Source organism: Methylobacterium endophyticum, assembly GCF_050591105.1.
Classification (GTDB): Bacteria; Pseudomonadota; Alphaproteobacteria; order Rhizobiales; family Beijerinckiaceae; genus Methylobacterium.
In genome coordinates this window covers 476,741-500,895 of record NZ_JBNHES010000001.1, presented here as the reverse complement: position 1 = coordinate 500,895, position 24,155 = coordinate 476,741, and the positions used below count along the sequence as shown (strand labels likewise).

At 70.3% G+C, this 24,155-nt stretch carries 22 protein-coding genes and 1 other RNA gene; 11 read left to right on the top strand and 12 right to left on the bottom strand.

Annotation, left to right across the window (positions count from 1 at the left end; translation table 11 throughout):
* Positions 1-3 precede the first annotated feature (3 nt).
* A complete protein-coding gene (locus ACP56T_RS02390; protein ID WP_430910494.1) occupies positions 4-2,343 on the bottom strand; it encodes an amylo-alpha-1,6-glucosidase in 2,340 nt (779 codons plus the stop codon).
* Positions 2,344-2,502: 159 nt separating this feature from the next.
* Positions 2,503-3,639, bottom strand: coding sequence for a glycosyltransferase family 4 protein (locus tag ACP56T_RS02385; protein WP_430910493.1), 1,137 nt, complete (start codon positions 3,637-3,639; stop codon positions 2,503-2,505).
* A gap of 386 nt (positions 3,640-4,025) precedes the next feature.
* On the opposite strand from ACP56T_RS02385, the gene rpmI reads away from it, so the two are divergent.
* The 7 genes from rpmI (at position 4,026) to ACP56T_RS02350 (ending at position 9,996) form a co-directional block, all read left to right on the top strand.
* A complete protein-coding gene (rpmI, locus tag ACP56T_RS02380; RefSeq protein WP_056244427.1) occupies positions 4,026-4,229 on the top strand; it encodes a 50S ribosomal protein L35 in 204 nt (67 codons plus the stop codon).
* Between the two features lie 51 nt (positions 4,230-4,280).
* A complete protein-coding gene (gene rplT / locus ACP56T_RS02375) occupies positions 4,281-4,652 on the top strand; it encodes a 50S ribosomal protein L20 (protein WP_430910492.1) in 372 nt (123 codons plus the stop codon).
* Between the two features lie 188 nt (positions 4,653-4,840).
* A complete protein-coding gene (gene pheS, locus ACP56T_RS02370) occupies positions 4,841-5,923 on the top strand; it encodes a phenylalanine--tRNA ligase subunit alpha (protein WP_430910491.1) in 1,083 nt (360 codons plus the stop codon).
* Between the two features lie 37 nt (positions 5,924-5,960).
* Positions 5,961-6,257 (top strand): hypothetical protein, encoded by a 297-nt coding sequence (locus ACP56T_RS02365; protein ID WP_430910490.1) that lies wholly within the window; start codon positions 5,961-5,963, stop codon positions 6,255-6,257.
* Positions 6,258-6,722, top strand: a complete 465-nt coding sequence (locus ACP56T_RS02360; RefSeq protein WP_430910489.1) for a hypothetical protein — start codon at positions 6,258-6,260, stop codon at positions 6,720-6,722.
* 17 nt (positions 6,723-6,739) lie between these two features.
* Positions 6,740-9,160 (top strand): phenylalanine--tRNA ligase subunit beta, encoded by a 2,421-nt coding sequence (pheT, locus tag ACP56T_RS02355; protein WP_430910488.1) that lies wholly within the window; start codon positions 6,740-6,742, stop codon positions 9,158-9,160.
* Positions 9,157-9,996 (top strand): DUF1186 domain-containing protein, encoded by an 840-nt coding sequence (locus ACP56T_RS02350; protein WP_430910487.1) that lies wholly within the window; start codon positions 9,157-9,159, stop codon positions 9,994-9,996. The genes pheT and ACP56T_RS02350 overlap by 4 nt, the downstream gene beginning before the upstream one ends.
* A gap of 15 nt (positions 9,997-10,011) precedes the next feature.
* Here the strand turns inward: ACP56T_RS02350 and ACP56T_RS02345 are convergent, their stop codons facing one another.
* Positions 10,012-10,791, bottom strand: a complete 780-nt coding sequence (locus ACP56T_RS02345) for a HesA/MoeB/ThiF family protein (protein ID WP_430910486.1) — start codon at positions 10,789-10,791, stop codon at positions 10,012-10,014.
* A 104-nt stretch (positions 10,792-10,895) separates the two neighbouring features.
* Here ACP56T_RS02345 and dapE point away from each other — a divergent pair, with 104 nt between their 5' ends.
* On the top strand, positions 10,896-12,068 hold the full coding sequence (gene dapE, locus ACP56T_RS02340) for a succinyl-diaminopimelate desuccinylase (protein ID WP_430910485.1): 1,173 nt from the start codon (positions 10,896-10,898) through the stop codon (positions 12,066-12,068).
* Here dapE and truA read toward each other — a convergent pair.
* The 3 genes from truA to ACP56T_RS02325 are packed head-to-tail and all read right to left on the bottom strand — an operon-like array spanning position 12,044 to position 14,297.
* Positions 12,044-12,811 carry a tRNA pseudouridine(38-40) synthase TruA gene (gene truA, locus ACP56T_RS02335; RefSeq protein ID WP_430910484.1) on the bottom strand — a complete coding sequence of 256 codons (768 nt, stop codon included), beginning with the start codon at positions 12,809-12,811 and terminating at the stop codon, positions 12,044-12,046. The two genes, dapE and truA, sit on opposite strands and share 25 nt — an antisense overlap.
* Positions 12,811-13,743, bottom strand: a complete 933-nt coding sequence (fmt, locus tag ACP56T_RS02330) for a methionyl-tRNA formyltransferase (protein WP_430910483.1) — start codon at positions 13,741-13,743, stop codon at positions 12,811-12,813. The genes truA and fmt overlap by 1 nt, the downstream gene beginning before the upstream one ends.
* Before the next feature lie 35 nt (positions 13,744-13,778).
* On the bottom strand, positions 13,779-14,297 hold the full coding sequence (locus ACP56T_RS02325) for a peptide deformylase (RefSeq protein WP_430910482.1): 519 nt from the start codon (positions 14,295-14,297) through the stop codon (positions 13,779-13,781).
* Positions 14,298-14,566: 269 nt separating this feature from the next.
* On the opposite strand from ACP56T_RS02325, the gene ACP56T_RS02320 reads away from it, so the two are divergent.
* Positions 14,567-15,019: a GAF domain-containing protein gene (locus tag ACP56T_RS02320; RefSeq protein WP_430910481.1), complete on the top strand. Its 453-nt coding sequence runs from the start codon at positions 14,567-14,569 to the stop codon at positions 15,017-15,019.
* 5 nt (positions 15,020-15,024) lie between these two features.
* On the opposite strand, the gene recR is transcribed toward ACP56T_RS02320, so the two are convergent.
* Positions 15,025-15,630: a recombination mediator RecR gene (gene recR, locus ACP56T_RS02315; RefSeq protein ID WP_430910480.1), complete on the bottom strand. Its 606-nt coding sequence runs from the start codon at positions 15,628-15,630 to the stop codon at positions 15,025-15,027.
* Positions 15,631-16,043: 413 nt separating this feature from the next.
* On the opposite strand from recR, the gene ACP56T_RS02310 reads away from it, so the two are divergent.
* Positions 16,044-17,660 carry a phosphoenolpyruvate carboxykinase gene (locus tag ACP56T_RS02310; protein ID WP_430910479.1) on the top strand — a complete coding sequence of 539 codons (1,617 nt, stop codon included), beginning with the start codon at positions 16,044-16,046 and terminating at the stop codon, positions 17,658-17,660.
* Between the two features lie 24 nt (positions 17,661-17,684).
* Here the strand turns inward: ACP56T_RS02310 and ACP56T_RS02305 are convergent, their stop codons facing one another.
* The 5 genes from ACP56T_RS02305 to ACP56T_RS02285 all read right to left on the bottom strand — a co-directional run bounded on the left by ACP56T_RS02305 (position 17,685) and on the right by ACP56T_RS02285 (position 22,484).
* Positions 17,685-19,586, bottom strand: coding sequence for a CHASE3 domain-containing protein (locus tag ACP56T_RS02305; RefSeq protein WP_430910478.1), 1,902 nt, complete (start codon positions 19,584-19,586; stop codon positions 17,685-17,687).
* A 192-nt stretch (positions 19,587-19,778) separates the two neighbouring features.
* Positions 19,779-20,102 (bottom strand): YbaB/EbfC family nucleoid-associated protein, encoded by a 324-nt coding sequence (locus ACP56T_RS02300; protein WP_430910477.1) that lies wholly within the window; start codon positions 20,100-20,102, stop codon positions 19,779-19,781.
* Between the two features lie 87 nt (positions 20,103-20,189).
* Positions 20,190-22,013 (bottom strand): DNA polymerase III subunit gamma/tau, encoded by a 1,824-nt coding sequence (locus ACP56T_RS02295; RefSeq protein ID WP_430910476.1) that lies wholly within the window; start codon positions 22,011-22,013, stop codon positions 20,190-20,192.
* A 56-nt stretch (positions 22,014-22,069) separates the two neighbouring features.
* Positions 22,070-22,166: signal recognition particle sRNA small type (ffs, locus tag ACP56T_RS02290), an RNA gene on the bottom strand.
* Positions 22,167-22,223: 57 nt separating this feature from the next.
* Positions 22,224-22,484 (bottom strand): PepSY domain-containing protein, encoded by a 261-nt coding sequence (locus ACP56T_RS02285; RefSeq protein WP_430910475.1) that lies wholly within the window; start codon positions 22,482-22,484, stop codon positions 22,224-22,226.
* A gap of 132 nt (positions 22,485-22,616) precedes the next feature.
* On the opposite strand from ACP56T_RS02285, the gene ACP56T_RS02280 reads away from it, so the two are divergent.
* A complete protein-coding gene (locus ACP56T_RS02280; protein WP_430910474.1) occupies positions 22,617-24,155 on the top strand; it encodes a YifB family Mg chelatase-like AAA ATPase in 1,539 nt (512 codons plus the stop codon).

Genomic DNA, 24,155 nt, shown 5'->3' with positions numbered 1-24,155 from the left:
CGTCTATTTCAACTGCGCCACCTGCGCGTCGCCGCGCCGGCGCAGCACCTTCACGGTCACGTCCTCGTCGTGGCGTTCGAGGCGCAGGTCCATGCGCGTGCCGCCGAGCTTCAGGTTGAAGATCGAGATCCCGTCGAGGAAGGACGGCAGGGTCGGGTTGCGGAAGCGGACGCGGTTGCGGGCGTGGTCGAGCTCGAGCCCCAGGCAGGCGGCGAGGAAGGCGAAGGGCGCCGCCGCCGCCCAGGCCTGCGGGCTGCACGCCACGGGGTAGGAGACCGGCCCGCGCTGCCGCCGCCGCATGAAGCCGCAGAAGAGTTCCGGCAGGCGCTTCTGGTCCTGATAAAGGGCGGTGTCGAACATGCCCTGGAAGATGCGCGCCGCCTCCTGCTTGAGGTCGTAGCGGGCGAGCCCCAGCGCCACGATGGCGTTGTCGTGCGGCCAGATCGAGCCGTTATGGTAGGACATCGGGTTGTAGCGCGCCTCACCGCGCGCGATGGTGCGCACGCCCCAGCCGTTGAAGCCGTCCTTCGAGAGCAGCGTCGCCGCGACCTTGGCCGCCCGTTCGGGTAGGGCGATGCCGGTGAACAGCGCGTGGCCGGCGTTGGACGAGCGCACGGCGCATTGCTTCTTCTCGCCGTCGAGGGCCAGCACGTAGGTGCCGATCTCGTCGTTCCAGAACGCCTTGTCGAAGGCCGCGCACAGGGCCTTCGCCTCGTCGGTCAGGCGCTCGGCGAGCGCATCGTGGCCGAGCATGGCGGCGAGCTTCGCCATGCCGTTCTTGGCGGCGTAGACGTAGCCCTGCACCTCGCAGAGCGCGATCGGCCCCTTGGCGAGCTGGCCGTCCGTGTGGAAGATCGAATCGTGGCTGTCCTTCCAGCCCTGGTTCTCGAGGCCCTTGTCGGTGTCGCGGGCGTATTCGACGAAGCCGTCGCCGTCGCGGTCGCCGTATTGGTTCATCCAGGCGAGCGCCAGTTCGAGCGCCGGCCAGACATGGGCGATGGTCTCGCGGTCGCCGGTGACGGAATAGTATTCCCAGGCCAGCATCACGAAGAGCGGCGTGCCGTCGATGGTGCCGTAATAGTGCCGGAAGGGCACCTCGCCGAGCATCGCCATCTCGCCGCGACGGGTCTCGTGGAGCACCTTACCGGGCTGCGCGTCGGCGGCGGGGTCGACGGCCTTCGCCTGAGTCGAGGCGAGGTAGCGCAGCACGCCCTTGGCGAAGTTCGGGTCGATCCACAGCACCATCATCGCCGTGATGATGCCGTCGCGCCCGAAGACGGTGGAGTACCAGGGGATGCCGGCGAAGGGGTAGATGCCCTCCGGCGTGCGGCTCGCCAGCATGTAGAGGTCGGCGGTGGCGCGGCAGGCGGCCTCGTTGAACTGATCGTTCGAGGAGATGATCGTGGTGATGCCCGCCGTCATGGCGCGCAGGTCCCGCCGCGCGTCGCGGTAGGCGCGGGCGAAGGCGGCGCCTTCCGCGAGGCCCTTCGGCAGGCGGGCGGCGGTGCTGCCGGCCGCCGCCGAGAGCCCGGCGGCGGCGTCCTCGCCGACCTTCTCGGCGGCCGGGGCGCTGGTGAAGGCCCGGTGCGATTCGCAGACCACGCGCACGAATAGCGAGGCCCGTTCGCCGGGCTCCAGATGCACCTCGAACTCGGCCTTGCCCGGCTCCAGACGCTTCGGCGTCGGCCCGAAATGCAGCGCGGTGGTGCGCACCATCTCGTCGAGGCCGACATAGCGGAACTGCACCTCGCGCTCGCTCGCCACCTGCACGGAGCGCTTGCCGCGCACCGCGCGGTCCATGCCGCGCACCTCGAACAGGTCGCGGTAGTCGGCGTCGAAGGTGATCGCGATCTTGAGGGTGCGCGCCCGCGAATCGTAGGAGCGCAGGCCGATCCGGTCGTAGCAGGCGCCCCGGAACAGGAACTTGGTGCGCTCGATGGCGATCACCTCGCGCGGGATCGAGGTCTCGTCATGCGCGTCGATGCGGATGTCGGGCGTCGTCATGTCGACGCTGAGCGCGCCGTTGTCGTCCTGCATCACCGAGGAGAGCAACAGCGGGCGCTGTCCCTCGATGGTAAAGTGCAGGCGCGAGAGGTAGCGCGTGTCCTGGAAGTAGAGCCCCTCCGGGCCCGGCGCCATGCCGATGTCGCCGAAGGTGTCGAGGACGGCGAAGGCCTCGCCGAACTTCAGCGAGCGCAGCGGCCGGTCGACGAGGGAGGTCTGCGCCTCGATATGGTATTGCGGCAGGACGTCGTCGGCGTCGAGGAAGCCGTGGGCGGGTCTCGGGTCCGTCTCCGCGTTCGAGGACAGGTGAGCCGTCGCCGTCGTCTCGTTCGCCGCCATGCAGGCTTCTCCGGGTGTCGCTGTCCGCGGAATCGAGAGGGCCGCCGAATCGCTCACGTGCGATGCGGCGGCCCTCTCGACCGTCTTAGTCTCACCCGTTCAGTTAGGCGACCCCGCGACGACGGCCAGGGCCGTCATCGCGGTTTCGTCGCCCCTGTCTCAGGCCGCCGGCATGGCGGCGGCGGAGAGCGAGGGGCGGGCCGAGCCGTTCATGTCGCCGTATTGCGGGGCGAAGGCGGCGGCGGTCGGCAGCTTGATGACGTCGGGCTGGCGCGAGAGCAGCTCCTCGTAGGCCGCGACGTATTTCTGGACCATCTTCTCGGCCGTGAACTGGCTCTCGAAATGGGCCCGCACGCCGGCTCGGGGCATCGCCTTCACCTTGGCCACCGCCGCGATGGCGTCCTCCATCGTATCGCAGAGCACGCCGCCGACGCCGTCCTTGATCACCTCGGGGACCGAGCCGTTGCGGAAGGCGATCACCGGGGTGCCGGCCGACATCGCCTCGATCATGACGAGGCCGAAGGGCTCCGGCCAGTCGATCGGGAAGGCGAGCGCCAGGGCGTTGCCGAGGAAGTCCTTCTTCTGCTCCTCGTTGATCTCGCCGATATACTCGACCAGGGGATGACGGGTCATCGGCTCGATGACGTCGTCCCAGTAGTCCTGGTCGGCCTTGTCGACCTTGGCGGCGATCTTCAGCGGCGTACCGGACTCGATCGCCATGCGGATGGCGCGGTCGGGGCGCTTCTCCGGGGAGATGCGGCCGAGGAAGGCGAGGTAGCCGCCCTTCGCCTCGGGGTAGAACGGGCAGTTCTCCTTCGGCAGGCCGTGATGGATCGTCGACAGCCAGTTGACGTTCGGCGGCATCGGCAGGCGCTGGTTATCGGAGATCGACACCAGCGGCATCCCGGTGAAGGTGCCGTAGACGGGCATGAAGTCCGGCACGTCGAGCCGGCCGTGCATCGTCGTGAGGCACTTGTGGTTCAAGTCCTCGAACAGCGGATACTGAAGCAGGTCGATGTGGAAGTGGATGATGTCGAACTCATGCGCCCGGCGACGGATCTGGTGGAGCATGGCGAGGTGGCTCGCGGTATGATCGCGGTAGCCGAGCAGGCGCAGGCCCTCCGGCGTGCAGGCCGCGAGCTTGGCGGAAGTCTGCGAGTCGCCGCTGGCGAAGATGGTGACGTCGTGTCCCTGGCGGACGAGCTCCTCGGTGATCCACGAGACGACGCGCTCGGTGCCGCCGTAGAACTTCGGGGGGACGGCCTCCGACAGCGGGGCGATCTGGGCAATGCGCACGAAACAGCTCCTGTGAGGGCTTGGTGTTGCCGGGAGCTAACCCGATCCGGCCTGAGTGGGACATGAACAGAACCGACAGCCAAGGTTATGGTTCCGGTGGGGGCCTCCTCGTCCAGGGTGTTTGGCAAGGTTTCGGAGATGTCCCCGCGATCCTCGATCGCAGCCGGGCAATGAAACCGGAATAAAGACGCTTAGCAGGAAACGGGCCGCTCACCTGCCGGAGGGCCATTGAACTGCCGCGCGGGTTCTGTCATAAGCCGCCCCGCGTGGGACCGCCCGGCCGATAGGGCTGCCGTGGCGGTTCGCGTTGCTCCAAGAAGCATCCTTTGAGCGCAAACGATCCGGTCGTACCCGGCCGGCGGCGTATTGCGTAAGCGGAGAGCCAAATGCCCAAGTTGAAGACCAAGTCGGGCGCCAAGAAGCGCTTCAAGATCACCGGCACCGGCAAGGTGATGTACGCCCAGGCCGGCAAGCGCCACGGGATGATCAAGCGGACGACGAAGCAGATCCGCAACCTGCGCGGCACCACGACCCTGTTCGAGGGCGATGCCGCCAACGTGAAGAAGTACTTCCTGCCGAACCAGCGGTAAGAGCTTCGCACTCAGCCGATTCTGCTAACGTTTTAATCCAGGAGATTTCCCATGGCCCGCGTCAAGCGCGGCGTGACCAGTCACGCGAAGCACAAGAAGGTCATCAAGGCAGCCAAGGGCTTCTACGGTCGCCGCAAGAACACCATCCGCGCCGCGAAGTCCGCGGTCGAGCGGAGCATGCAGTACGCCTACCGCGACCGTAAGAACAAGAAGCGCACCTTCCGCGCCCTCTGGATCCAGCGCCTCAACGCCGCCGTCCGCGAGCACGGCCTGACCTATTCGCGCTTCATCGACGGGCTGGCGAAGTCGGGCATCGAGGTGGACCGCAAGGCCCTCTCCGAGCTGGCGATCCACGAGCCGGCGAGCTTCGCCGCCGTGGTCGAGAAGGCCCGGTCCGCCCTGCCGGCCGCCAAGGCCGCCTGAAGCGCCCGACGCCCGGACGCGCCTTCAACGAGGCCGGCGATCCCTCAGCGGGTCGCCGGCCTCGTCGTTTTTCCCCACGCGTTTTCCCGCGAGCGCCGGAGGTCGGCGGTTTCCTCGACAAGGCCCTGCGCCCATGTCAGAAGCCGGCCCCCGAGCCGCCGCCTCGCCCGAATGTTGCGCCCCGCCCGATGACCGATCTCGACACCCTTGAGCGCGACCTCCTCGCCCAGGTCGAGGCCGCCCCCGACGAGGCGGCCCTGGAGACTGTCCGCGTCGCGGCGCTCGGCAAGAAGGGCAGCGTCTCCGACCTGCTGAAGACCCTGGGCGCCATGACGCCCGACGAGCGCAAGGAGCGCGGCCCCCTCATCAACGGCCTGCGCGACCGCGTGCAGGGTGCCCTCGGCCGGAGGCGCGAGGCGCTGGAAGAGGCGGCGCTGGAGGCTCGGCTCGCCGCCGAGCGGGTCGACGTGACGCTTCCCGTGCGCGAGGCGCCGGAGGCGCGCGGGCGCATCCATCCGATCAGCCAGGTCATCGACGAGATCACCGCGATCTTCGCCGATATGGGGTTTGCGGTGGCCGAGGGGCCGGATATCGAGACGGACGAGCTGAACTTCACCGCGCTGAACTTCCCGCCCGGCCACCCGGCCCGCGAGATGCACGACACCTTCTTCCTCGCTCCCGACCGCGACGGAAAGCGCAAGGTGCTGCGCACCCACACCTCGCCGGTGCAGATCCGGACCATGCGGTCCCAGCAGCCGCCGATCCGGGTGATCATCCCCGGCCGCACCTACCGGCACGATTCCGACCAGACCCACACCCCGATGTTCCATCAGGTCGAGGGGCTGGTGATCGACCGCTCGGCCAACTTCGCCAACCTGAAATGGGTGCTGGAGGAGTTCTGCCGGGCCTTCTTCGAGGTCGAGGGCGTGAAGATGCGCTTCCGGCCCTCGTTCTTCCCCTTCACCGAACCCTCGGCCGAGGTCGACATCCAGTGCTCGCGGAAAGGCGGCGAGATCCGCTTCGGCGAGGGCGACGACTGGCTGGAGATCCTGGGCTGCGGCATGGTCCACCCGAACGTGCTCAGGAATTGCGGGCTCGACCCGGACGAGTTCCAGGGCTTCGCCTTCGGCGTCGGCATCGACCGCATCGCCATGCTGAAATACGGCATGCCGGACCTGCGCCCGTTCTTCGAGGCGGACATGCGCTGGCTGGAGCATTACGGCTTCCGCCCGCTCGACGTGCCGAGCCTGGTGGGCGGGCTGACGGGGTAGGGGCTGGCCACGGAACAGAGAGACGTGGAGACGACGAATGACGACTGTCGAGATACAGGCAATTGCCGATCGCGTGCTTAGCGCTCGGTTGACGCCGCTCGGACTCGATCGCGTTGAAGTCACCCTGGATCGCGACGCTGCCGATACTCCGACCTTGATCGTCGAAGCAATGATGAAGCCTGGAGTGTCTTCAGTTGGAGGCAAGGTCGTGTCAGCGGCGCATGGAGAACTGAGTCAATCTCTGCTCTCTGCGGGTGAGGAGCGCTTCCCGTATCTACGGGTGCGCTATCCGGATGCCGAAGCGGCGGTCGAGCATGAGCCGGAAAACGGATAAATGCACCGCGAACTGATAGTCATTGCGCGCGAGCTTGCCGCTCGCGACAGCGTGGGCCCACCGAAGAAGGCATCTCTCGCAAGAGCGGTATCGAGTGCTTACTATGCTCTTTTTCGGGCGCTTGCGTGGTTCGTGGCTCATCAAACGATCGGTGTTAGGCACTGGGACGATTTCAGGTTTGTATATCGATCACTCGATCACGGTCGTGCTCGCGTGATTTTCGAAGAATTGCTGAGACAACGCGGAGTTGTCAACGATATAAAGATCGTCGCGCAGGCGTTTGTCACTTTGCAACAAGAGCGCCATGCAGCCGACTATGATGTCGGATATAGCACATCTCGTCCCACCGTGCTCGATCTGATCGACCGGGCCGAGGAAGCAATCGATCTATTGGATCGCCTTGATGGCGTGAGCCGAAAACAGTTGACCGCTCGGCTGATCGGCGGCCGTGGTCGTAAGTCTTAGAGTCTTAGGAGCAGCCGATGAAATTCACCCTCTCCTGGCTCAAGGACCACCTCGACACCGAGGCGACGCTCGAGACCATCGCCGAGACGCTGACGCGGATCGGGCTCGAGGTCGAACGCATCGAGGACAAGGCGGCGGCGCTCAAGCCCTACGTGATCGCGAAGGTGCTCACCGCCGAGCAGCATCCGAACGCGGATCGCCTGCGCGTCTGCACCGTCGATGCCGGAGACGGGCAGCCGCTCCAGGTGGTCTGCGGCGCGCCGAACGCGCGGGCGGGCATGCTCTCGGTGTTCGCGCCGCCGGGCACCTACGTGCCGGGCAAGAACATCACGCTCTCCGTCGGCACCATCCGCGGCGTCGAGAGCAAGGGCATGCTGTGCTCGGGCGCCGAGCTCGGCCTCGGCGACGATCATGACGGCATCCTCGATCTGCCCGCCGAGGCGCCGGTCGGGACGCCCTACGCGATCTATGCCGGGCTCGACGATCCGGTCATCGAGATCAACCTGACGCCGAACCGGCCCGACTGCACCTCCATCCACGGCATCGCCCGCGATCTCGCGGCGACGGGGATCGGTGTGCTCAAGAACGAGCCGCTGCCGCCCGTGCGCGGGGAGGGCGCCTGCCCGGTCGGGATCGAAATCGCCCTCGATACGCAGGACCGCCATCTCTGCCCGCTCTTCGCCGTGCGGCTGGTGCGCGGCGTCAGGAACGGCCCGTCGCCGGCCTGGATGCAGGCGCGACTGCGCGCCATCGGCCTGCGCCCGATCAACGCGCTCGTCGACATCACCAACTACGTCACCTTCGATCGCGGCCGCCCGCTGCACGTCTTCGACGCGGCCAAGGTGAAGGGCGGCCTCAGCGTCCGCCGCGCCCGCGACGGGGAGACCCTCGCTGCCCTCGACGGCAAGACCTACGCGCTCACCGACGAGATGGTGGTGATCGCCGACGCGGGCGGCGTCGAATCGCTCGCGGGAATCGTCGGCGGCGCCGCGTCGGGCTGCGACGAGGGCACCACCGACGTGCTGATCGAATCGGCCCTGTGGCACCCGGCCAACATCGCCCAGACGGGTCGCAGGCTCGGCGTCATCACCGATGCGCGCTACCGCTTCGAGCGCGGCGTCGATCCGGCCTTCGCGGTGTCGGGCCTCGATCTCGCCACCCGCCTCGTCCTCGACCTCTGCGGCGGCAGCCCGACCGAGCCGAGGATCGCCGGCGAGCCGCCGGAGACGGACAGGATCGTCGATTTCCCCTGGACCGAGGTGCGCCGGCTCGCCGGCATCGAGCTGTCGCGCGCCGAGATGAAGGTGACGCTGGAGACGCTCGGGTTCCACGTCGCCGGCTCCGGCGACCGGGTGAAGGTGCTGGCGCCGTCCTGGCGGCCGGATATCGAGGACAAGGCCGACATCGTGGAGGAGGTCGTGCGAATCGCCGGGCTCGACCGCATCGAGCCGAAGCCGCTCTCACGGCCGGCCCATGTCGCAAAGCCGGTGCTGACGCTGATCCAGAAGCGCACCCGCGCGGCCAAGCGCGCGCTCGCCACGCACGGCCTGATGGAGGCCGTCACCTGGTCCTTCATCTCCCGCGAGGATGCGCTGCTCTTCGGCGGAGGCGGGGCGGATCTCGCGCTCGCCAACCCCATCGCGGCCGAGCTCTCGGACATGCGTCCGAGCCTGCTGCCGGGGCTGCTGCGCGCGGCACAGCGCAACGCCGACCGGGGCTACCCCGATGGCGCGTTGTTCGAGGTCGGCCAGTGCTTTGCCTCCGATCAGCCCGAGGGCCAGAGCATCCGCGCGGCGGCGGTGCGGCGCGGCAGCGCCGGCCATGGGGGCGCCGGGCGCCACTGGACCGGCGCGGCGGAGACCGTCGACGCCTTCGAGGCCAAGGCCGACGCCATGGCGCTGGTCGCGGCGCTCGGCATCCCGTCCGGCGGGCTCCAGATCGCGGTCGGCGGCCCGGCCTGGCTGCATCCGGGCCGCTCGGGCACGCTCCAGTTCGGGCCGAAGAATCCGGTCGGGCATTTCGGCGAGGTGCATCCGCGCGTGATGAAGGCGATGGGCCTCAAGGGCACCCTCGTCGCCTTCGAGATCGTCCTCGACGCGCTGCCGCCGCCGAAACACCGGCCGACCAAGGTCAAGCCGGCCCTGGCGCTGTCCGACTTCCAGCCGATCTCGCGCGACTTCGCCTTCGTGGTCCCGCGCGACGTGGCGGCCGGGGATCTGGTCAAGGCGGCGCAGAACGCCGAGCGCAAGCTCATCGCCGGCATCGACGTGTTCGACCTCTACGAGGGCACGGGCATTCCCGAGGGCTCGAAGTCCATCGCCATCGCGGTGACGCTCCAGCCCGTCGAGAAGACGCTCACCGATGCCGAGATCGACGCGGTCAGCGCCCGCATCGTCGCGGAGGTGGGCCGCAAGACCGGCGCGAGCCTGCGCGGATGAGCGAGGTCGATCTCGTCGCTGCACTGTCGGCCGCCAAGCACCTGCCGGCCGAGGCGATGGCGCGCGCCGTCGCCGATCCGGCCGCCGTGGCCGCGCCGACCTTGCGCGTCCTCGAGGCGGCGGCCTCCGGCGTCGAGATCGAAGACGCGGACGCGAACCTGCTCTTCTGGGGCCTGCATGTGCTGGCAGGCGCCCGCGACACCCGCGCCTTCACCCCGTTGCTGTCCCTGCTGCGCCAGGACGGCGATACCCTCGACGGCCTGCTCGGCGATGCGCTCACCACGACGCTGGCGCCAATGCTCGTCAGCCTCCACGACGGCGGGACGGAGGGGCTCTTCGCCCTCGCGCTGGACAGCACAGTGGACGACACCGTCCGCAACGAGGTGCTCACCGCCGCCGCCTTCCTCGCCCATCGGGGTCGGATCGGGCGCGAGGCCGTGCACGAGCTGCTGATCCGTTTCGACGACAAGCGCGTCGCCGTCGAGGGGGAGATTGGCTGGCTCGGCTGGGAGGAGGCGATCGCGCTCCTCGGGTTTCGCGATCTCGCGCCCCGCGTGGACGCGGCCCGCCGCGACGGGCGGCTCACGGACGATTTCAGCGACCCGGACGCCTTCAAGGCGACGCTGCGCCGGGCGGAGGCCAGGCCCGATTCGCCGCGCGATTTCGAGGAGCGCGGCATCGGCCCCCTCGAGGATCCCGTGGCGGCGCTGGCCTGGACGGCGGAGGGCGCGGGCGAGCCGGTGCGCAACCCCTTCAAGGATGTCGGCCGCAACGATCCTTGCCCCTGCGGCAGCGGCCGGAAGTTCAAGAAGTGCTGCTTGGACAAGGTAGCCTGAGCGGCCTCTTCCATCTCAGGCCGAGGCGGCGCCGCTCAGCGGGTTCGTCTCGTCCCAGGCGTAGTGCAGCGTCTCGAATCGCATGGAGCGCGCGTCCACCATCAGCAGCCGCCCGACGAGGGGCTCGCCGAAGCCGGTGACGGCGCGGATCACCTCCATGGCCATCAGCGCGCCCATGACGCCGGCGAGCGCACCGAGCACCCCGGCCTCTGCGCAGGGCGGCACGCTGCCCGGCGGCGGCGGGCTCGGGAAGAGGCAGCGATAGGTCGGGTTCGGCAGGCCGTCCGCCCCGCGCTCATGGGGGCGGAGTGTGGTGAGCGAGCCGTCGAAGCGCCCGAGTGCGGCCGTCACCAGCGGGCGCCCGGCGTGGAAGCAGGCATCCGAGACGGCATAGCGCGTGGCGAAGTTATCGGAGCCGTCCGCGACGATGTCGTAGCCGGCGACGATCCCCACGGCGTTCTCCGCCGTCAGGCGAAGCGGATGCGCCGTCACCGCGACATGCGGGTTGAGGCGCGCCACCGCCTCCGTCGCGCTCTCCACCTTGGGCCGTCCGAGATCGGGCGTGCCGTGGATGACCTGTCGCTGGAGGTTCGAGAGCGAGACCGTGTCGTCGTCGGCGATGCCGATGGTGCCGATGCCGGCGGCGGCGAGATACTGGATCAGCGGCGCCCCGAGCCCGCCGGCCCCCACCACGAGAACGCGCGCGGCCTTCAGACGGTTCTGTCCGGGCCCGCCCACCTCGGGCAGCACGAGGTGGCGGGCGTAGCGTTCGACTTCGTCGGAGGAGAGGGCCATGCGGCGGAGATAGGCCGGAGCGTTTGGCGGCGAAAGGGCTTTGCTTGCAGGGTAGGGGTCGGGAAGGGCATGACCCATCCGGTAATTTTACCGGAGCCCGCCGCGTGCCTGTCGACGTCTCGCCCCTCGCGCTCGCGCAGGCCCTGATCCGCTGCCCCTCGGTCACGCCGGAGGAGGGCGGGGCGCTCGCCCTTCTCGAGGGCGTGCTGCGGAGCGCCGGCTTCGCGGTGGAGCGGCCGGTCTTTTCCGAGCCCGGCACGCCCGACATCGAAAACCTCTTCGCGCGCATCGGCTCGGGGCGCTGCCTGCTCTTCGCCGGCCATACCGACGTGGTGCCGCCGGGGGAGGCGGGCGCCTGGCGGCACGGGCCGTTCGAGGGCGTCGTCGCGGACGGGATGCTCTACGGGCGCGGCGCCGTCGACATGAAGGGCGGCATCGCCTGCATGCTCGCCGCGACCCTCGGCTTCCTCGCCGAGCGGGGGCCGGATTTCGGTGGCGGCATCGCCTTCCTCGTCACCGGCGACGAGGAGGGGCCGGCGCTGAACGGCACCGTGAAGCTCCTCGACTGGGCGAGGGCGCGGGCTGAGCGCTTCGACCACTGCCTGCTCGGCGAGCCGACCAACCCGAGCCGGCTCGGCGAGATGATCAAGATCGGCCGGCGCGGCTCGCTGACGGGCACGCTTACCGTGCATGGCCGCCAGGGCCATGTCGCCTATCCGCACCGGGCCGAGAACCCGATTCCCGGCATGCTGCGCCTCGCCTCGGCGCTGCTCGCCGCGCCGCTCGATGCCGGCACGGCGCATTTCGACGCCTCGAACCTCGAATTCACCACCCTCGATGTCGGCAACCCGGCCACCAACGTGATCCCGGCGCAGGCGAAGGCGGTGTTCAACATCCGCTTCAACGACGACTGGACCGCCGAGACCCTCGGCGCCGAGATCCGCCGCCGGCTGGAGGAGGCCGCCGGAAACGCCGTGCGCTTCAGCCTCGATCTCCGGCCTTCGAACTCGCCGGCCTTCCTGACGCGGCCCGACGCCTTCGTCGATCTCGTCTCGGCGGCGGTGGAGGCCGAGACCGGCTCGCGTCCGGCGCTCTCCACCACGGGCGGCACCTCCGACGCCCGCTTCATCAAGGATGCCTGCCCGGTGATCGAGTTCGGTCTCGTCGGCGAGACCATGCACCAGACCGACGAATGCGTGGCGGTGGCCGATCTCGACCGGCTGACGGCGATCTATCGAAGGGTGCTGGACGTCTACTTCCCGGCCGCGTCGGCGTAGTCCACGCCCACCAAAGTCAGCCCGCTGGCCGGCGCCATTGGCCCGCAGCGGCTCCGGTCTTTGGCGGCGAGGATGTCGGCGATGGCGTCGGCGGTGAGGCGCCGGCAGCCGGCGAGCATCAGCGTGCCCACCATGCTGCGCACCTGATGGTGCAGGAACGAGCGGGCGTTCGTCTCGATCACGATCTCCTCGAACAGGCCGACCCGCTCGCGCCGCACGTCGAGACGGTCGAGGGTGCGCACGGGGCTGTTCGCCTGGCACTCGGCGGCGCGGAAGGCGGAGAAATCGTGCCGGCCGAGCAGGCGCTGCCCGGCGTCGTGCATCAGGCCGGCGTCCAGCGGCCAGGGGACGTGCCAGACATGGGCGCGGATCAGGGCCGGGGGGCTGCGCCGGTTGAGGATGCGGTAGCGGTAGTGCCGCCGCACCGCCGAGTGGCGCGCGTCGAATTCCGGCCCGACCACCTCCGCCGACAGGATCGCCACCGGGAGCGGCCGCAGATGCGCGTTCAGGGCGTCGCGCACGGTGTCGGTGCGCCATGCCTTGCCGAGGTCGAGATGGGCGACCTGATGCGTGGCGTGGACCCCGGCATCGGTGCGGCCGGCGCAGGTGAGGCGCGCCTCCTCGCCCGAGAACCGCGTCACCGCGTCCTCGATGGCGCCCTGAACGGTGAGGTCCTCGGCCTGCCGCTGCCAGCCGCGGAAGGGCGCCCCATCGTATTCGACGACGAGCTTGTAGCGCGGCATCAGGCCGACAGCACCGCGCCGGGGGCGAGTCGCGCGCCGCGCAGGAACTCGGCCCCCGAGGCGCTGCCGCCCTTGCCGGCTCGGCGCAGCTCGAGGAGCCGCACGGCGCCCTCCGCGCAGGCGACGGCGGCGTCCGCGTCGAGGAGCGTGCCGGGCGGGCCCGATCCGTCCGCGAGCGCGGCGCGCAGCACCTTCACCCGCTCCGGCCCCTTGCCGAGATCGGCCTCGAAGAAGGCGCCGGGGAAGGGCGAGAGCCCGTTGACGTGCGCCGCGACCTCGGCGGCCGGACGCGCCCAGTCGATCCGCGCCTCCTCGTTGGTGATCTTGTGGGCGTAGAGCACGCCCTCGGCCAGCTGGGGCGTGAAGGTCAGGCCGGCCTTGCCGAGCTCCGTCAGCGCCCGGCCCATCAGGTCGGCGCCGAGCGGCATCAGCGCGTCGTGGAGATCGCCGGCGGTCATGCCGGGGGCGATCGGCAGGCGCGCCTCCAGGGCGACCGGCCCCGTGTCGAGCCCCGCTTCCATGCGCATGATTCCGACGCCGCTCTCGGCGTCGCCCGCCATCACCGCCCGCTGGATCGGCGCTGCGCCGCGCCAGCGCGGCAGCAGCGAGCCGTGCAGGTTGAGGCAGCCGTGCCTCGGCGCGTCGAGGACGGCCTGCGGCAGCAGCAGTCCGTAGGCTACGACCACCGCCACGTCCGCCTCGTGGGCGCTGAAGGTCGCGGACGCCTCCTCGCCCTTCAGGGTGGCCGGCGTCAGCACCGGCAGGCCCAGGGCCTCGGCGCGGGCCTGGACGGGGGAGGGGCGCAGGCCCATACCGCGTCCGGCCCTCGCCGGGGCGCGGGTATAGACGGCGGCGATCTCATGCCCGTCCCCCGCGAGGCGCGAGAGCGTCGGCACGGCGAAATCCGGCGTGCCCATGAAGACGACGCGCATGATGCCCGATCCCGTTCGCCCGCGATCCGGCCGGATCAGGCGGCCTCGCCGCGCTTGGCCGCCTTGGCGAATTTCTTGACCACCCGGTCGCGCTTGAGCTTCGACAGGTGGTCGATGAAGAGCACCCCGTTGAGGTGATCGATCTCGTGCTGGATGCAGGTCGCGAGCAGGCCCTCGGCCTCGATCTCGCGCTCCTGCCCGTCGAGGTCGCGGAAGCGCACCCGCACCCGGTCCGGCCGCTCGACCTCGCCGTAGAATTCCGGGATCGACAGGCAGCCCTCGTCGTAGACGCGCTTCTCCTCCGACGACCAGACCACCTCGGGGTCGAGGAACACGCGCGGCTCGCGGGCGTTCTCGTCCTTCGACGTATCGATGGTGACGACGCGCTTGGGCACCCCGATCTGGATCGCGGCGAGACCGACGCCGGGGGCGTCGTACATCGTTTCCAGCATGTCGGCGGCGAGCGCGCGGATCTCGTCCGTCACGGGGCCGACCGGCTCGGAGAGGAGCCGCAGGCGCGTATCGGGGAGGATGACGAGAGGACGGATGGTCATGGGCTTCGGGAACGGAACCGGGCGTCGGCGCGCCGGTCTGTGTCTCCGGCCGCTCGATCCTTCGAGCAGATAGGATGCGGCGCGGGAGCGGTCAAATGATCGAAATCTCGGAGCCTTCCGATCTTGCACGGCGGCGGATACAATCTCAGATTGTCGCCATGACTCCTGCCTCCATGTCCGATGGCGGAGCCGGGGGAGAGGAGAGCGTCCTGGAGCTTGTCGCGCATCCCGACGCAGATGCCGGCCCGGCGCGGTCGTGCCGTCCCGACGTGCCCGATGAGACCGTGTCGGGCTGGCAGTACATCGTCGACGCGGTGACGGAGCGGCTCGGCGTGCCGGTCGGGCTGATCATGCGGGTGGTCGGTCCGGAGATCGAGGTCCTCGTCGCCAACGGGGACGAGCGCAACCCGCACGCGGTGGGCGAGCGCGCGTCGCTCGCCGGCTCGGGCATGTATTGCGAGCGCGTCCTGGCGACAGGCGGGATGCTGTGCGTGGCGAATGCGCATGCGGAGGCGGCGGCCTGGGCCGGCAATCCCTGCTTCGAGCGGCACGGCCTGTCCTCGTATCTCGGCTTTCCGATCCGCTGGCCGGACGGCGCGACCTTCGGAACCCTCTGCGTGCTCCAGCGCGGCGAGCGCGCCTATTCGCGCCACGACCGGGAGGTGCTGGAACTCATGCGCGACCTCATCGAGAGCAGCCTGCACGCGCTCTATCCGGCCTGAGCCGTTCAGAAGGTCGTGCGGCTGCGGATGGCCGCCGAGAGGGTGCCCTCGTCGAGATAGTCGAGCTCCCCGCCCACCGGGACGCCGTGGGCGAGCCGCGTCACCCTGCGGTTCAGGTGGCTCAGGCAGTCGATGACGTAATGGGCGGTGGTCTGGCCGTCGACGGTGGCGTTGAGCGCGAGGATGATCTCGGTCACGCCGGGTTCGGCGGCCCGCTCCACCAGGCGCGCGATGTTCAGATGTTCCGGGCGCACCCCGTCGAGGGCCGAGAGCACGCCGCCGAGCACATGGTAGCGCGCCTGCACCGCCCCGGAGCGTTCGAGCGCCCACAGGTCGGAGACGTCCTCCACGACGACGAGGGTCGCGGGATCGCGCGCGGGATCGCGGCAGACCGTGCAGGGGTCGCTGGTGTCGACATTGCCGCAGGTCCCGCAGGTGACGATGCGCTCGTTGGCGATCCGCATCGCCTCCGCCAGGGGCCCGAGCAGGGTGTCGCGCTTCTTGATGAGCTGGAGGGCGGCACGGCGCGCCGAGCGCGGCCCCAGCCCCGGCATCCGGGCGAGAAGCTGGATCAGGCGCTCGATCTCGGGACCGGCGACGGCTTGCGGCATCGGGTTTCCGTGGGCTGGAAGGGGCCTGAACAGGGCGGCGTGCCGACATGCCATAGCCGCCAAACGCGCGGGCAGGAAACCGGGCGAGGCCGGCGCCGTCGCGGAGCACGCTTATGATGCGCCGCACAATAATCCTGGCGTCGCAGCACAGCATATCGCCAGTCATCGAATACATTGTTCAAAACGATACTCGTTGAACCGCGACATGGCGTCGTCGTCGCGGGGGAGAGACTGACAATCGCCGCGCCACGTCTCGGGAATGACCGGGAGTTGGATTGACGCCGCCCTTTGCCACCTATCCACGATAGGGGTTCGAGGCGCGGCGATCCTGCGCGCGGCGGCCCTGACCGACCGCGCGGACGCGTCCTCTTAAAAATCGTGCGGCGCGATCAGGTGCCTCGGGAGAGACCAGAGTGACGAATATCGGCGAGTTCAACGCGGGGCACGGCGCGGAGGCGATCGGCCTGCGCAACCTGAAGGCCGTGTACTGGAACCTCGAGGCCCCCGTCCTCTACGAGGAGGCCCTGCGCCGGAACGAGGCGAAGCTCGCCCGCGGCGGCGCCCTCGTGGCGACCACCGGCTCGCATACGGGCCGCTCGCCCAAGGACAAGTTCGTCGTGCGCGACGCCAATACCGAGAACGAGGTCTGGTGGGAGAACAACGGCGCGATCACGCCGGACCAGTTCGACACCCTGCTCCAGGACTTCATCGCCCATGCCGAGGGCAAGGAGCTGTTCGCGCAGGATCTCTACGGCGGAGCCGATCCGGCCCACCGCGTCCGCGCGCGCGTCTTCGGCGAGCTCGCCTGGCACTCGCTCTTCATCCGCAACCTGCTGATCCGGCCCGACCGCTCGGATCTCGCGGGCTACGTGCCCGACCTCACCATCATCGACCTGCCGAGCTTCCAGGCCGACCCGGCCCGCCACGGCTGCCGCTCGAAGACGGTCATCGCCATGGACCTGACGCGCAAGATCGTGCTCGTCGGCGGCTCGGCCTATGCCGGCGAGATGAAGAAGTCGGTCTTCACCTATCTCAACTACGTGCTGCCCGGCGCGGGCGTCATGCCGATGCACTGCTCGGCCAACGCGGCGCTGGACGCCGACGGCGGCTCGGCGATCTTCTTCGGCCTCTCCGGCACCGGCAAGACGACGCTCTCGAACGATTCCTCGCGCATGCTGCTCGGCGACGACGAGCACGGCTGGTCGAGCGAGGGCATCTTCAATTTCGAGGGCGGCTGCTACGCCAAGACCATCCGCCTGTCGCGCAACGCCGAGCCCGAGATCTACGCCACCACCGAGCGCTTCGGCACGGTGATGGAGAACGTGGTCATCGACCCGCTCAGCCGCGTGCCCGATTTCGACGACGCCTCGCTCACCGAGAACACGCGCTGCGCCTACCCGCTCGACTTCATCGCCAATGCCAGCGCCACCGGCCGGGCCGGGCACCCGAAGAACATCGTCATGCTCACCTGCGACGCCTTTGGGGTGATGCCGCCGATCGCCAAGCTGACGGGCGCTGAGGCGATGTACCACTTCATCTCCGGCTACACCGCCAAGGTCGCCGGCACGGAGCGCGGGCTGACCGGGCCGGAGGCGACCTTCTCCACCTGCTTCGGCGCGCCCTTCATGCCGCGCCACCCGAGCGTCTACGGCAACCTGCTGCGCGAGCTGATCGCCAAGCACGACGTCGACTGCTGGCTGGTCAACACCGGCTGGACGGGGGGCGGCGTCGGCACCGGCCGGCGCATGCCGATCCGGGTCACGCGCCGCCTGCTCGGCGCGGCGCTGGACGGCTCGCTGGCCCATGCCGATTTCCGCCGCGACCCCTATTTCGGCTTCGCGGTGCCGACCTCGGTGCCGGGGGTCGAGCCGCATATCCTCCAGCCGGTGAAGACCTGGGCCAACGCGGCCCTCTTCGCCGAGACGGCGACGCGGCTCGTCACGATGTTCAAGGACAACTTCAAGCGCTTCGAGGCCCATGTCGACGCGGACGTGCGCGCCGCCGAGCCGACCCAGGCCATCGCGGCCTGATCGCCGCGACGGAAGAACAATGCGTCAGGCCGCCTCCGAGGAGATGACCTGACGCACCTTCCGGGCGAGCTGCTCCAGGGTGTAGGGCTTGCCGAGAAGCTGGACGTCGGCATCGACGATGCCGTTATGGACGATGGCGTTGCGGGTATATCCGGTGGTGTAGAGCACCCGCAGGGCGGGCTTGCGCTGCCGGGCGGCGTCGGCGAGCTGCTTGCCGCTCGTCTCCGGCATGACGACGTCGGTGAAGAGCAGCGCGATGCCGGGATTGCCCTCGATCAGTTGCAGCGCCCGCTCGGCGCCGTCGGCGTGGATGACGGTGTAGCGCAGGTCGCGCAGGGCCTCTACCGCCATGCGCCGCACGCCCGCGTCGTCCTCCACCACCAGGATGATCTCGCCGGCGTTCCCCTCCGGGACCGGCCCGGTATCCGCCGTGCGGACCGGGGCCTCGGTCCCGTCGCCGCGCCGTCGCGGCAGGTAGATCTTCACGGCCGTGCCGTTGCCCGGCTCGGAATAGATCTTCACATGCCCGCCCGACTGCTTGACGAAGCCGTGCACCTGGCTGAGCCCCAGCCCGGTGCCCTGCCCGACCTCCTTCGTGGTGAAGAACGGATCGAAGGCGCGGGCCGCGACCTCGGGGGACATGCCGGCCCCGGTATCGCTCACGGCGATCATCACGTACTGGCCCGGCGGCACGCCGAGATTCTCCGCCGCGTAGCGGTCGTCGAGATGGGCGTTCGCCGTCTCGACCGTGATGCGCCCGACGCCCCGCATGGCATCGCGGGCATTCACCGCGAGGTTCAGGATCGCGTTCTCGAGCTGGTTGGCGTCGGCCTCCGTGCGCCAGAGGCCGCCGGCGAGCACCGTCTCGACCCGCACCGACTCGCCGAGGCTGCGGCGCAGCAGCTCCGACATGTCGGCGAGCAGGCGGTTGCAGTCGATGGGCTCGGGCGTCAGGGGCTGCTTGCGGGCGAAGGCCAGGAGCCGCTGCGTCAGCGTCGCCGCCCGCACGCCCGCGTCGAGCGCCTGGTCGGCATAGCCCTGCACCTGCGCGTTCTCGCCGCCGAGACGCCGCTTGAGCAGATGCAGGTTGCCCATGATGATCGCGAGCATGTTGTTGAAGTCGTGGGCGAGCCCGCCTGTGAGCTGGCCCATCGCCTCCATCTTCTGCGACTGGCGCAGCTGCTCCTCCAGCCGCTCGCGGGTGGCGTTGGCGGAGACGAGCGCGGCATGGGTCCGGCGCAGGTCCGAATGCGCGCGCGCCAGCCGGCGGCTGCGGGACCGTGCGTCGAAGATGGCATAGGCGGCGAGCAGCACGGCGAGCAGCACCGCCCCGGAGACCGCGAACTGGAGACGGTTGGCCATGGTGCCCATCCGGGCCTGGCGGATCCTCAGCCGGTCCGCGACGGAGGCGCCGAGCTGGCCGATGACGGCGCGGGCCTCCTCCATCAGGCGCCGGCCCTTGTCCGAGCGGACAAGCTCCATCGCCTCCTCGTTCCGGCCCTCCTTGCGCAGGGCGATCGTGTCGCGCAGCTCGGCGAGCTTCTCGGCGGTCACGGAGCGCAGGCGGGTGATCGCCTCCACCATCGCCGGCTCTGCGGCGAACACGTCGCCGAGGGTGTGCAGCCCGGCCTCGATCTGCCCCACCGCCCTCTCGTAGGGCCGCAGATAGGCGTCCTCGCCCGCCAGCATGAAGCCGCGCTGGCCGGTCTCGGCGTCCTGAAGCGCGGAAAGCAGGTTCGCGATCTCGTTGCGCTGCTCGAAGGCGTGCCTGACGTCGATCGCCGCGCGGCGCTGCATGCCGACGATGCCCCCGGTCGCGGCGACGACCGCGACGAGCAGCAGGAACCCGGCGACGAGCGGCGCGAGGCTGCGGAGGCGTCGCGGTTCCGAGACGGGAAAGATCGGGACGTCCGGCAGATCGGGCATGGAGACCAAGCGTGGGCCGCGCGAGCCTAGCGGCTCGACCGTTCGCGGACAATGAATACACGCGCTGCCCTGGCCTCATCCCGAGAGTCCGGCCGACAACTCTCGCTGCATCCTCCCATCCTCATCCCGAGGCTGCCGCGCAGCCTCTCGGGACGGGGGCGAGAGGTGGGAACCGGAGGCTCGGCCGGTTTATCAGAAAGGAAGCTTCATGCCCGGCGGCAGGGGCAGGCCCTTGGTCAGCTCGGCCATCTTCTCCTGGGCCGCCGCCTCGGCCTTGCTCCGCGCGTCGTTCACGGCGGCGAGGACGAGATCCTCGAGGATCTCGCGCTCGTCGGCGACCATCAGGGTCGGATCGATGGAGACGGCCTTCACCAGCCCCTTCGCGGTCATGGTGACGCGCACGGCGCCCCCGCCCGAGGCGCCCGAGACCTCGACGTCGTCGAGCTCGTTCTGAAGGTTGGCCATGCGTTCCTGCATGGCCTGGGCCTGCTTCATGATGCCGGCGATATCGCGCATGGGTCACGTCCCGGTTGGAGGAGAATCGGCCGCTCGATGCCGTGATCTAGATCGCCGCCGTCGTGGCGGCGAGACAAAATCGACGCCTCAAGCGTCGTCGTCGTCCAGGGAATCCGCGCCGCCGCCCTCGGCATCGGGCGGTAGGGGGGCGACGGCCGCCGCCGGCTCCTCGGTGGCCTTGTCGCGCACGTCGACGATCTGCGCGCCGGGGAAGCGGGCGAGCACCTCACGCACGAGCGGATGGCTCGCGGCGTTCTCGTGGCGGGAGGCGGCCGCCGAGCTGGCCATGGCGGCAAGCGTCGGGCCGCCTTCCTCCTTCGAGATGGCGACGATCCAGCGCCGGTCCGTCCAGGCGTCGAGGGCGCGGGCGAGGTCGTTGGCGAGCGAGGGGCGGCCGCCCTCTGCCAGGCGGAACTCGATGCGCCCGTTCTCGAAGCGCACGAGATGCACGTCGCGCTCCAGCGCCATCTTCAGGCCGATGTCGCGCTTCTCGTCGGCGAGCGCCACCACGTCCTCGAAGCGGCCGAGCCGTGGCCCGGCGACCGCGACCGCCGCGCGCGGCAGTGCGGCCGGGGCGGGCGCCGCGGCGACGGCCGAGAGCGTCGCGCCGGCACGCTGCGCCAAGGAGGGGCGCGGTCCGGGATCGGACGGGCTCGCCGGCGGGGACGGGGGCGCGTCGAGCGCCTCGGCCTTCAGCCGCCGCAGGGCCTCGTCCGGGGTGGGCAGGTCGGCGGCGTAGGCGAGGCGGACGAGGGCCATCTCGGCGGCGGCCAGCGCGCGGGTGGCGGCGGAGACCTCGGGGATCGCCTTAAGCAGGATCTGCCAGGCCCGCGACAGGGCGCGCACGGAGAGCTTGCCGGCGAAGGCCGCGCCGCGCACGCGCTCGACCTCGGTGAGCGACGGATCGGCGGCGGCCGCCTCCGGCACCAGCTTCAGCCGGGTGACGAGATGGGTGAAGGCGGCGAGGTCCGAGAGCACCACCGCCGGGTCGGCGCCCGCGTCGTACTGGCTGCGCAACTCGGCGAAGGAGGCCGGCACGTCCCCGCGCATCACCGCCTCGAACAGGTCGACGATGCGGGCACGGTCGGCGAGCCCGAGCATGTCGCGCACACCCTCGGCCGTCACCGCGCCGGCCCCGTGGGCGATGGCCTGGTCGAGCAGCGAGAGCGCGTCGCGCACCGAGCCCTCGGCGGCGCGCACGATGGCCGCCAGCGCCTCGGCATCCGCCTCCACGCGCTCGGCCCGGCAGATCTTCTCCAGATGCGCGGCAAGCGTCTCGGCCTCGACCCGGCGCAGGTCGAAGCGCTGGCAGCGCGACAGGATGGTGACGGGCACCTTCCTGATCTCGGTGGTGGCGAAGACGAACTTCGCGTGGGGCGGCGGCTCCTCGAGGGTCTTCAGGAAGGCGTTGAACGCCTTCTCCGAGAGCATGTGGACCTCGTCCACGATATAGACCTTGTAGCGGGCCGAGACCGGCGCGTAGCGGATGCCGTCGATGATCTGGCGGACGTCCTCGATGCCGGTATGCGAGGCGGCGTCCATCTCCATCACGTCGAGATGGCGCGATTCCATGATGGCGCGGCAATGCACGCCGAGTTCCGGCATCGTGATGGTCGGCCCGGCATCGGGATTGTCGGGCAGCGCGTAGTTGAGGCCGCGCGCGAGGATGCGCGCCGTGGTGGTCTTGCCGACCCCGCGCACGCCGGTGAGCATCCAGGCCTGCGGGATGCGGTTGCTGGCGAAAGCATTCGCCAGGGTGCGCACCATGGCGCCCTGGCCGATCAGATCGTCGAAGGTCTGCGGGCGGTACTTTCGCGCCAACACCCGGTAGGGCGTCGTGGCGGGTGCCGCGGAGGGCGAGAGGCCCGGAAATCCCGGCTCGTCGTCAGGCGTGCCGGAGGTCGGGTCCATGCCGTCGCGGTCGGCCTTCGCGGCTCGGGAAGGGGCCCTTTCGGGCGCTTGCGAGAGGTGGGAGGCTGGACAAAGACCCGCTCGGTCTCGTTAGGGCTGCTTCCTTCCGGACCTGACCCGGTTGGCGAGTGAAACGTCCCTCGCCAACCTCCCGCCGCCTATATGGCCGGGCCCGCCCGCGAACGCAAGGCGAGCCGGCCATGCGCGCCGCTACTCGGGCTTGCGCTTGGTGATGGCCAGGGTGGTCTTGTCGAGGTGCAGGTCGAACTGCTTGCCGCTGGCATCGATGGCGTCGTCCACCTCGATATGCCCGTCGTCGAGCTCGATCTTCTTCCACTTGGTGAAGCCCTCGGCCTTCAGCTTCTCCTCGACCTTGGCCTGCTGGTCGGCGGGCAGCTTCTGGTCGGCCTGGGCCGCGCCGGCGAGCGAGGTGGCGAGGGCGAGCGCGAGGGCGGCCGTGACGATGCGCATGGCGGTGTCCTTCTTCTGGTGTTGGCGGCCGGTGAACGGACGGGTTCCGATCCCGGTTCCGCGATTGTAACCGGCGAAGCGGGGCCCTAGGCTCGGCCGTTCACCCGCCGGATGCCCCCGAGGACGCCGCCCATGGTCACCCGCGTCGCCACCGTCGCCTTCGAGGGGATCGAGGCGCGCGCCGTGGACGTGCAGGTGCAGATCATCCCCGGCGCGGTGCATTTCAACGTGGTCGGGCTCGCCGACAAGGCGGTGGCGGAATCGCGCGAGCGGGTGCGCGGCGCGCTGATCGCCTCCGGCCTCGCCCTGCCGGCCAAGCGCATCACCGTGAATCTCGCCCCGGCCGACCTGCCGAAGGAGGGCTCGCATTACGACCTGCCCATCGCGCTCGGCGTGATGGCGGCCATCGGCGCGATCCCGGCGGACGCGCTCGCCGGATACTGCGTCCTCGGCGAACTGGCGCTGGACGGCTCCATCACGGCGGTGAACGGCGTGCTGCCGGCGGCCATGGCGGCGAGCGCGCGGGGCCTCGGCCTGATCTGCCCCGCCGCCACCGGCCCGGAGGCCGCCTGGGCCGGGGGCGATCTCGACGTGCTGGCGCCGCGCTCGCTGATCCAGCTCGCCAACCACTTCAAGGGCAGCCAGGTGATGGCGCGGCCGGTGGCGGCGATCGCGGCGCCCGGCGCCGAGATGCCCGACCTCTCCGACATCAAGGGCCAGGAGGGCGCCAAGCGCGCCCTCGAGATCGCGGCGGCCGGGGGCCACAACCTGTTGATGAACGGGCCTCCCGGCGCGGGCAAGTCGATGCTGGCGTCGCGCCTGCCCTCGATCCTGCCGCCTCTGACCCCGCGCGAGCTTCTCGACGTCTCTATGATCCAGTCCGTCGCCGGGGCGCTGCGGGACGGGCGGCTCTCGAACCGCAGGCCGTTCCGCCAGCCGCACCACTCGGCCTCCATGGCGGCCCTCGTCGGGGGCGGCATCAACGCGCGGCCCGGCGAGGTCTCCCTGGCGCATGGGGGCGTGCTGTTCCTCGACGAGTTGCCTGAGTTCGCCCCGCAGGTGCTCGATTCCCTGCGTCAGCCCATGGAGACCGGCGAGGTGCTGATCGCGCGGGCGAACCACCGCGTCACCTATCCGGCCCGTTTCCAGCTCGTCGCCGCGATGAATCCCTGCCGCTGCGGGCAGGCGCTGGAGCCGGGCTATGCCTGCCGGCGCGGGCCCAACGAGCGCTGCATGGCGCAATACGGCGCCCGCATCTCCGGCCCGCTCCTCGACCGGGTGGACCTGCGCATCGAGGTGCCCGCCGTGACGGCCGCCGACCTGATCCTGCCGCCGCCGGCGGAAGGCTCGCGCGAGGTCGCGGCGCGGGTGGCGGCGGCGCGGGCGTTGCAGACGGCGCGGTTCTCCGCGCGCGGCCTGCCCCCCGCGACCACGAACGCCACCTGCCCGGCGCCGGTGATCGAGGAGGAGGCCGCGCCGGACGCGGAGGGCGCGGCGCTGATCCGCTCGGCCGCCGAGAGCATGCGGCTCTCCGCGCGCGGCTTCCACCGGACCCTGCGCGTCGCCCGCACGCTCGCCGATCTCGACGGCGAGGCGCGCGTGCGCCGGCTCCATCTCGCCGAGGCGCTGTCCTATCGCGGGCGCGGGGACGCTCCGGCGGCGGCGGCCTGA

What these genes read in the sequence shown, in the direction of transcription:
- ACP56T_RS02390 (WP_430910494.1), bottom strand. Translation starts at nt 2,343, where the DNA reads ATGGCGGCGAACGAGACGACGGCGACGGCTCACCTGTCCTCGAACGCG.
- rpmI (WP_056244427.1), top strand. Translation starts at nt 4,026, where the DNA reads ATGCCCAAGTTGAAGACCAAGTCGGGCGCCAAGAAGCGCTTCAAGATC.
- rplT (WP_430910492.1), top strand. Translation starts at nt 4,281, where the DNA reads ATGGCCCGCGTCAAGCGCGGCGTGACCAGTCACGCGAAGCACAAGAAG.
- pheS (WP_430910491.1), top strand. Translation starts at nt 4,841, where the DNA reads ATGACCGATCTCGACACCCTTGAGCGCGACCTCCTCGCCCAGGTCGAG.
- ACP56T_RS02365 (WP_430910490.1), top strand. Translation starts at nt 5,961, where the DNA reads ATGACGACTGTCGAGATACAGGCAATTGCCGATCGCGTGCTTAGCGCT.
- ACP56T_RS02360 (WP_430910489.1), top strand. Translation starts at nt 6,258, where the DNA reads ATGCACCGCGAACTGATAGTCATTGCGCGCGAGCTTGCCGCTCGCGAC.
- pheT (WP_430910488.1), top strand. Translation starts at nt 6,740, where the DNA reads ATGAAATTCACCCTCTCCTGGCTCAAGGACCACCTCGACACCGAGGCG.
- ACP56T_RS02350 (WP_430910487.1), top strand. Translation starts at nt 9,157, where the DNA reads ATGAGCGAGGTCGATCTCGTCGCTGCACTGTCGGCCGCCAAGCACCTG.
- ACP56T_RS02345 (WP_430910486.1), bottom strand. Translation starts at nt 10,791, where the DNA reads ATGGCCCTCTCCTCCGACGAAGTCGAACGCTACGCCCGCCACCTCGTG.
- truA (WP_430910484.1), bottom strand. Translation starts at nt 12,811, where the DNA reads ATGCCGCGCTACAAGCTCGTCGTCGAATACGATGGGGCGCCCTTCCGC.
- fmt (WP_430910483.1), bottom strand. Translation starts at nt 13,743, where the DNA reads ATGCGCGTCGTCTTCATGGGCACGCCGGATTTCGCCGTGCCGACGCTC.
- ACP56T_RS02325 (WP_430910482.1), bottom strand. Translation starts at nt 14,297, where the DNA reads ATGACCATCCGTCCTCTCGTCATCCTCCCCGATACGCGCCTGCGGCTC.
- recR (WP_430910480.1), bottom strand. Translation starts at nt 15,630, where the DNA reads ATGCCGCAAGCCGTCGCCGGTCCCGAGATCGAGCGCCTGATCCAGCTT.
- ACP56T_RS02305 (WP_430910478.1), bottom strand. Translation starts at nt 19,586, where the DNA reads ATGCCCGATCTGCCGGACGTCCCGATCTTTCCCGTCTCGGAACCGCGA.
- ACP56T_RS02300 (WP_430910477.1), bottom strand. Translation starts at nt 20,102, where the DNA reads ATGCGCGATATCGCCGGCATCATGAAGCAGGCCCAGGCCATGCAGGAA.
- ACP56T_RS02295 (WP_430910476.1), bottom strand. Translation starts at nt 22,013, where the DNA reads ATGGACCCGACCTCCGGCACGCCTGACGACGAGCCGGGATTTCCGGGC.
- ACP56T_RS02285 (WP_430910475.1), bottom strand. Translation starts at nt 22,484, where the DNA reads ATGCGCATCGTCACGGCCGCCCTCGCGCTCGCCCTCGCCACCTCGCTC.
- ACP56T_RS02280 (WP_430910474.1), top strand. Translation starts at nt 22,617, where the DNA reads ATGGTCACCCGCGTCGCCACCGTCGCCTTCGAGGGGATCGAGGCGCGC.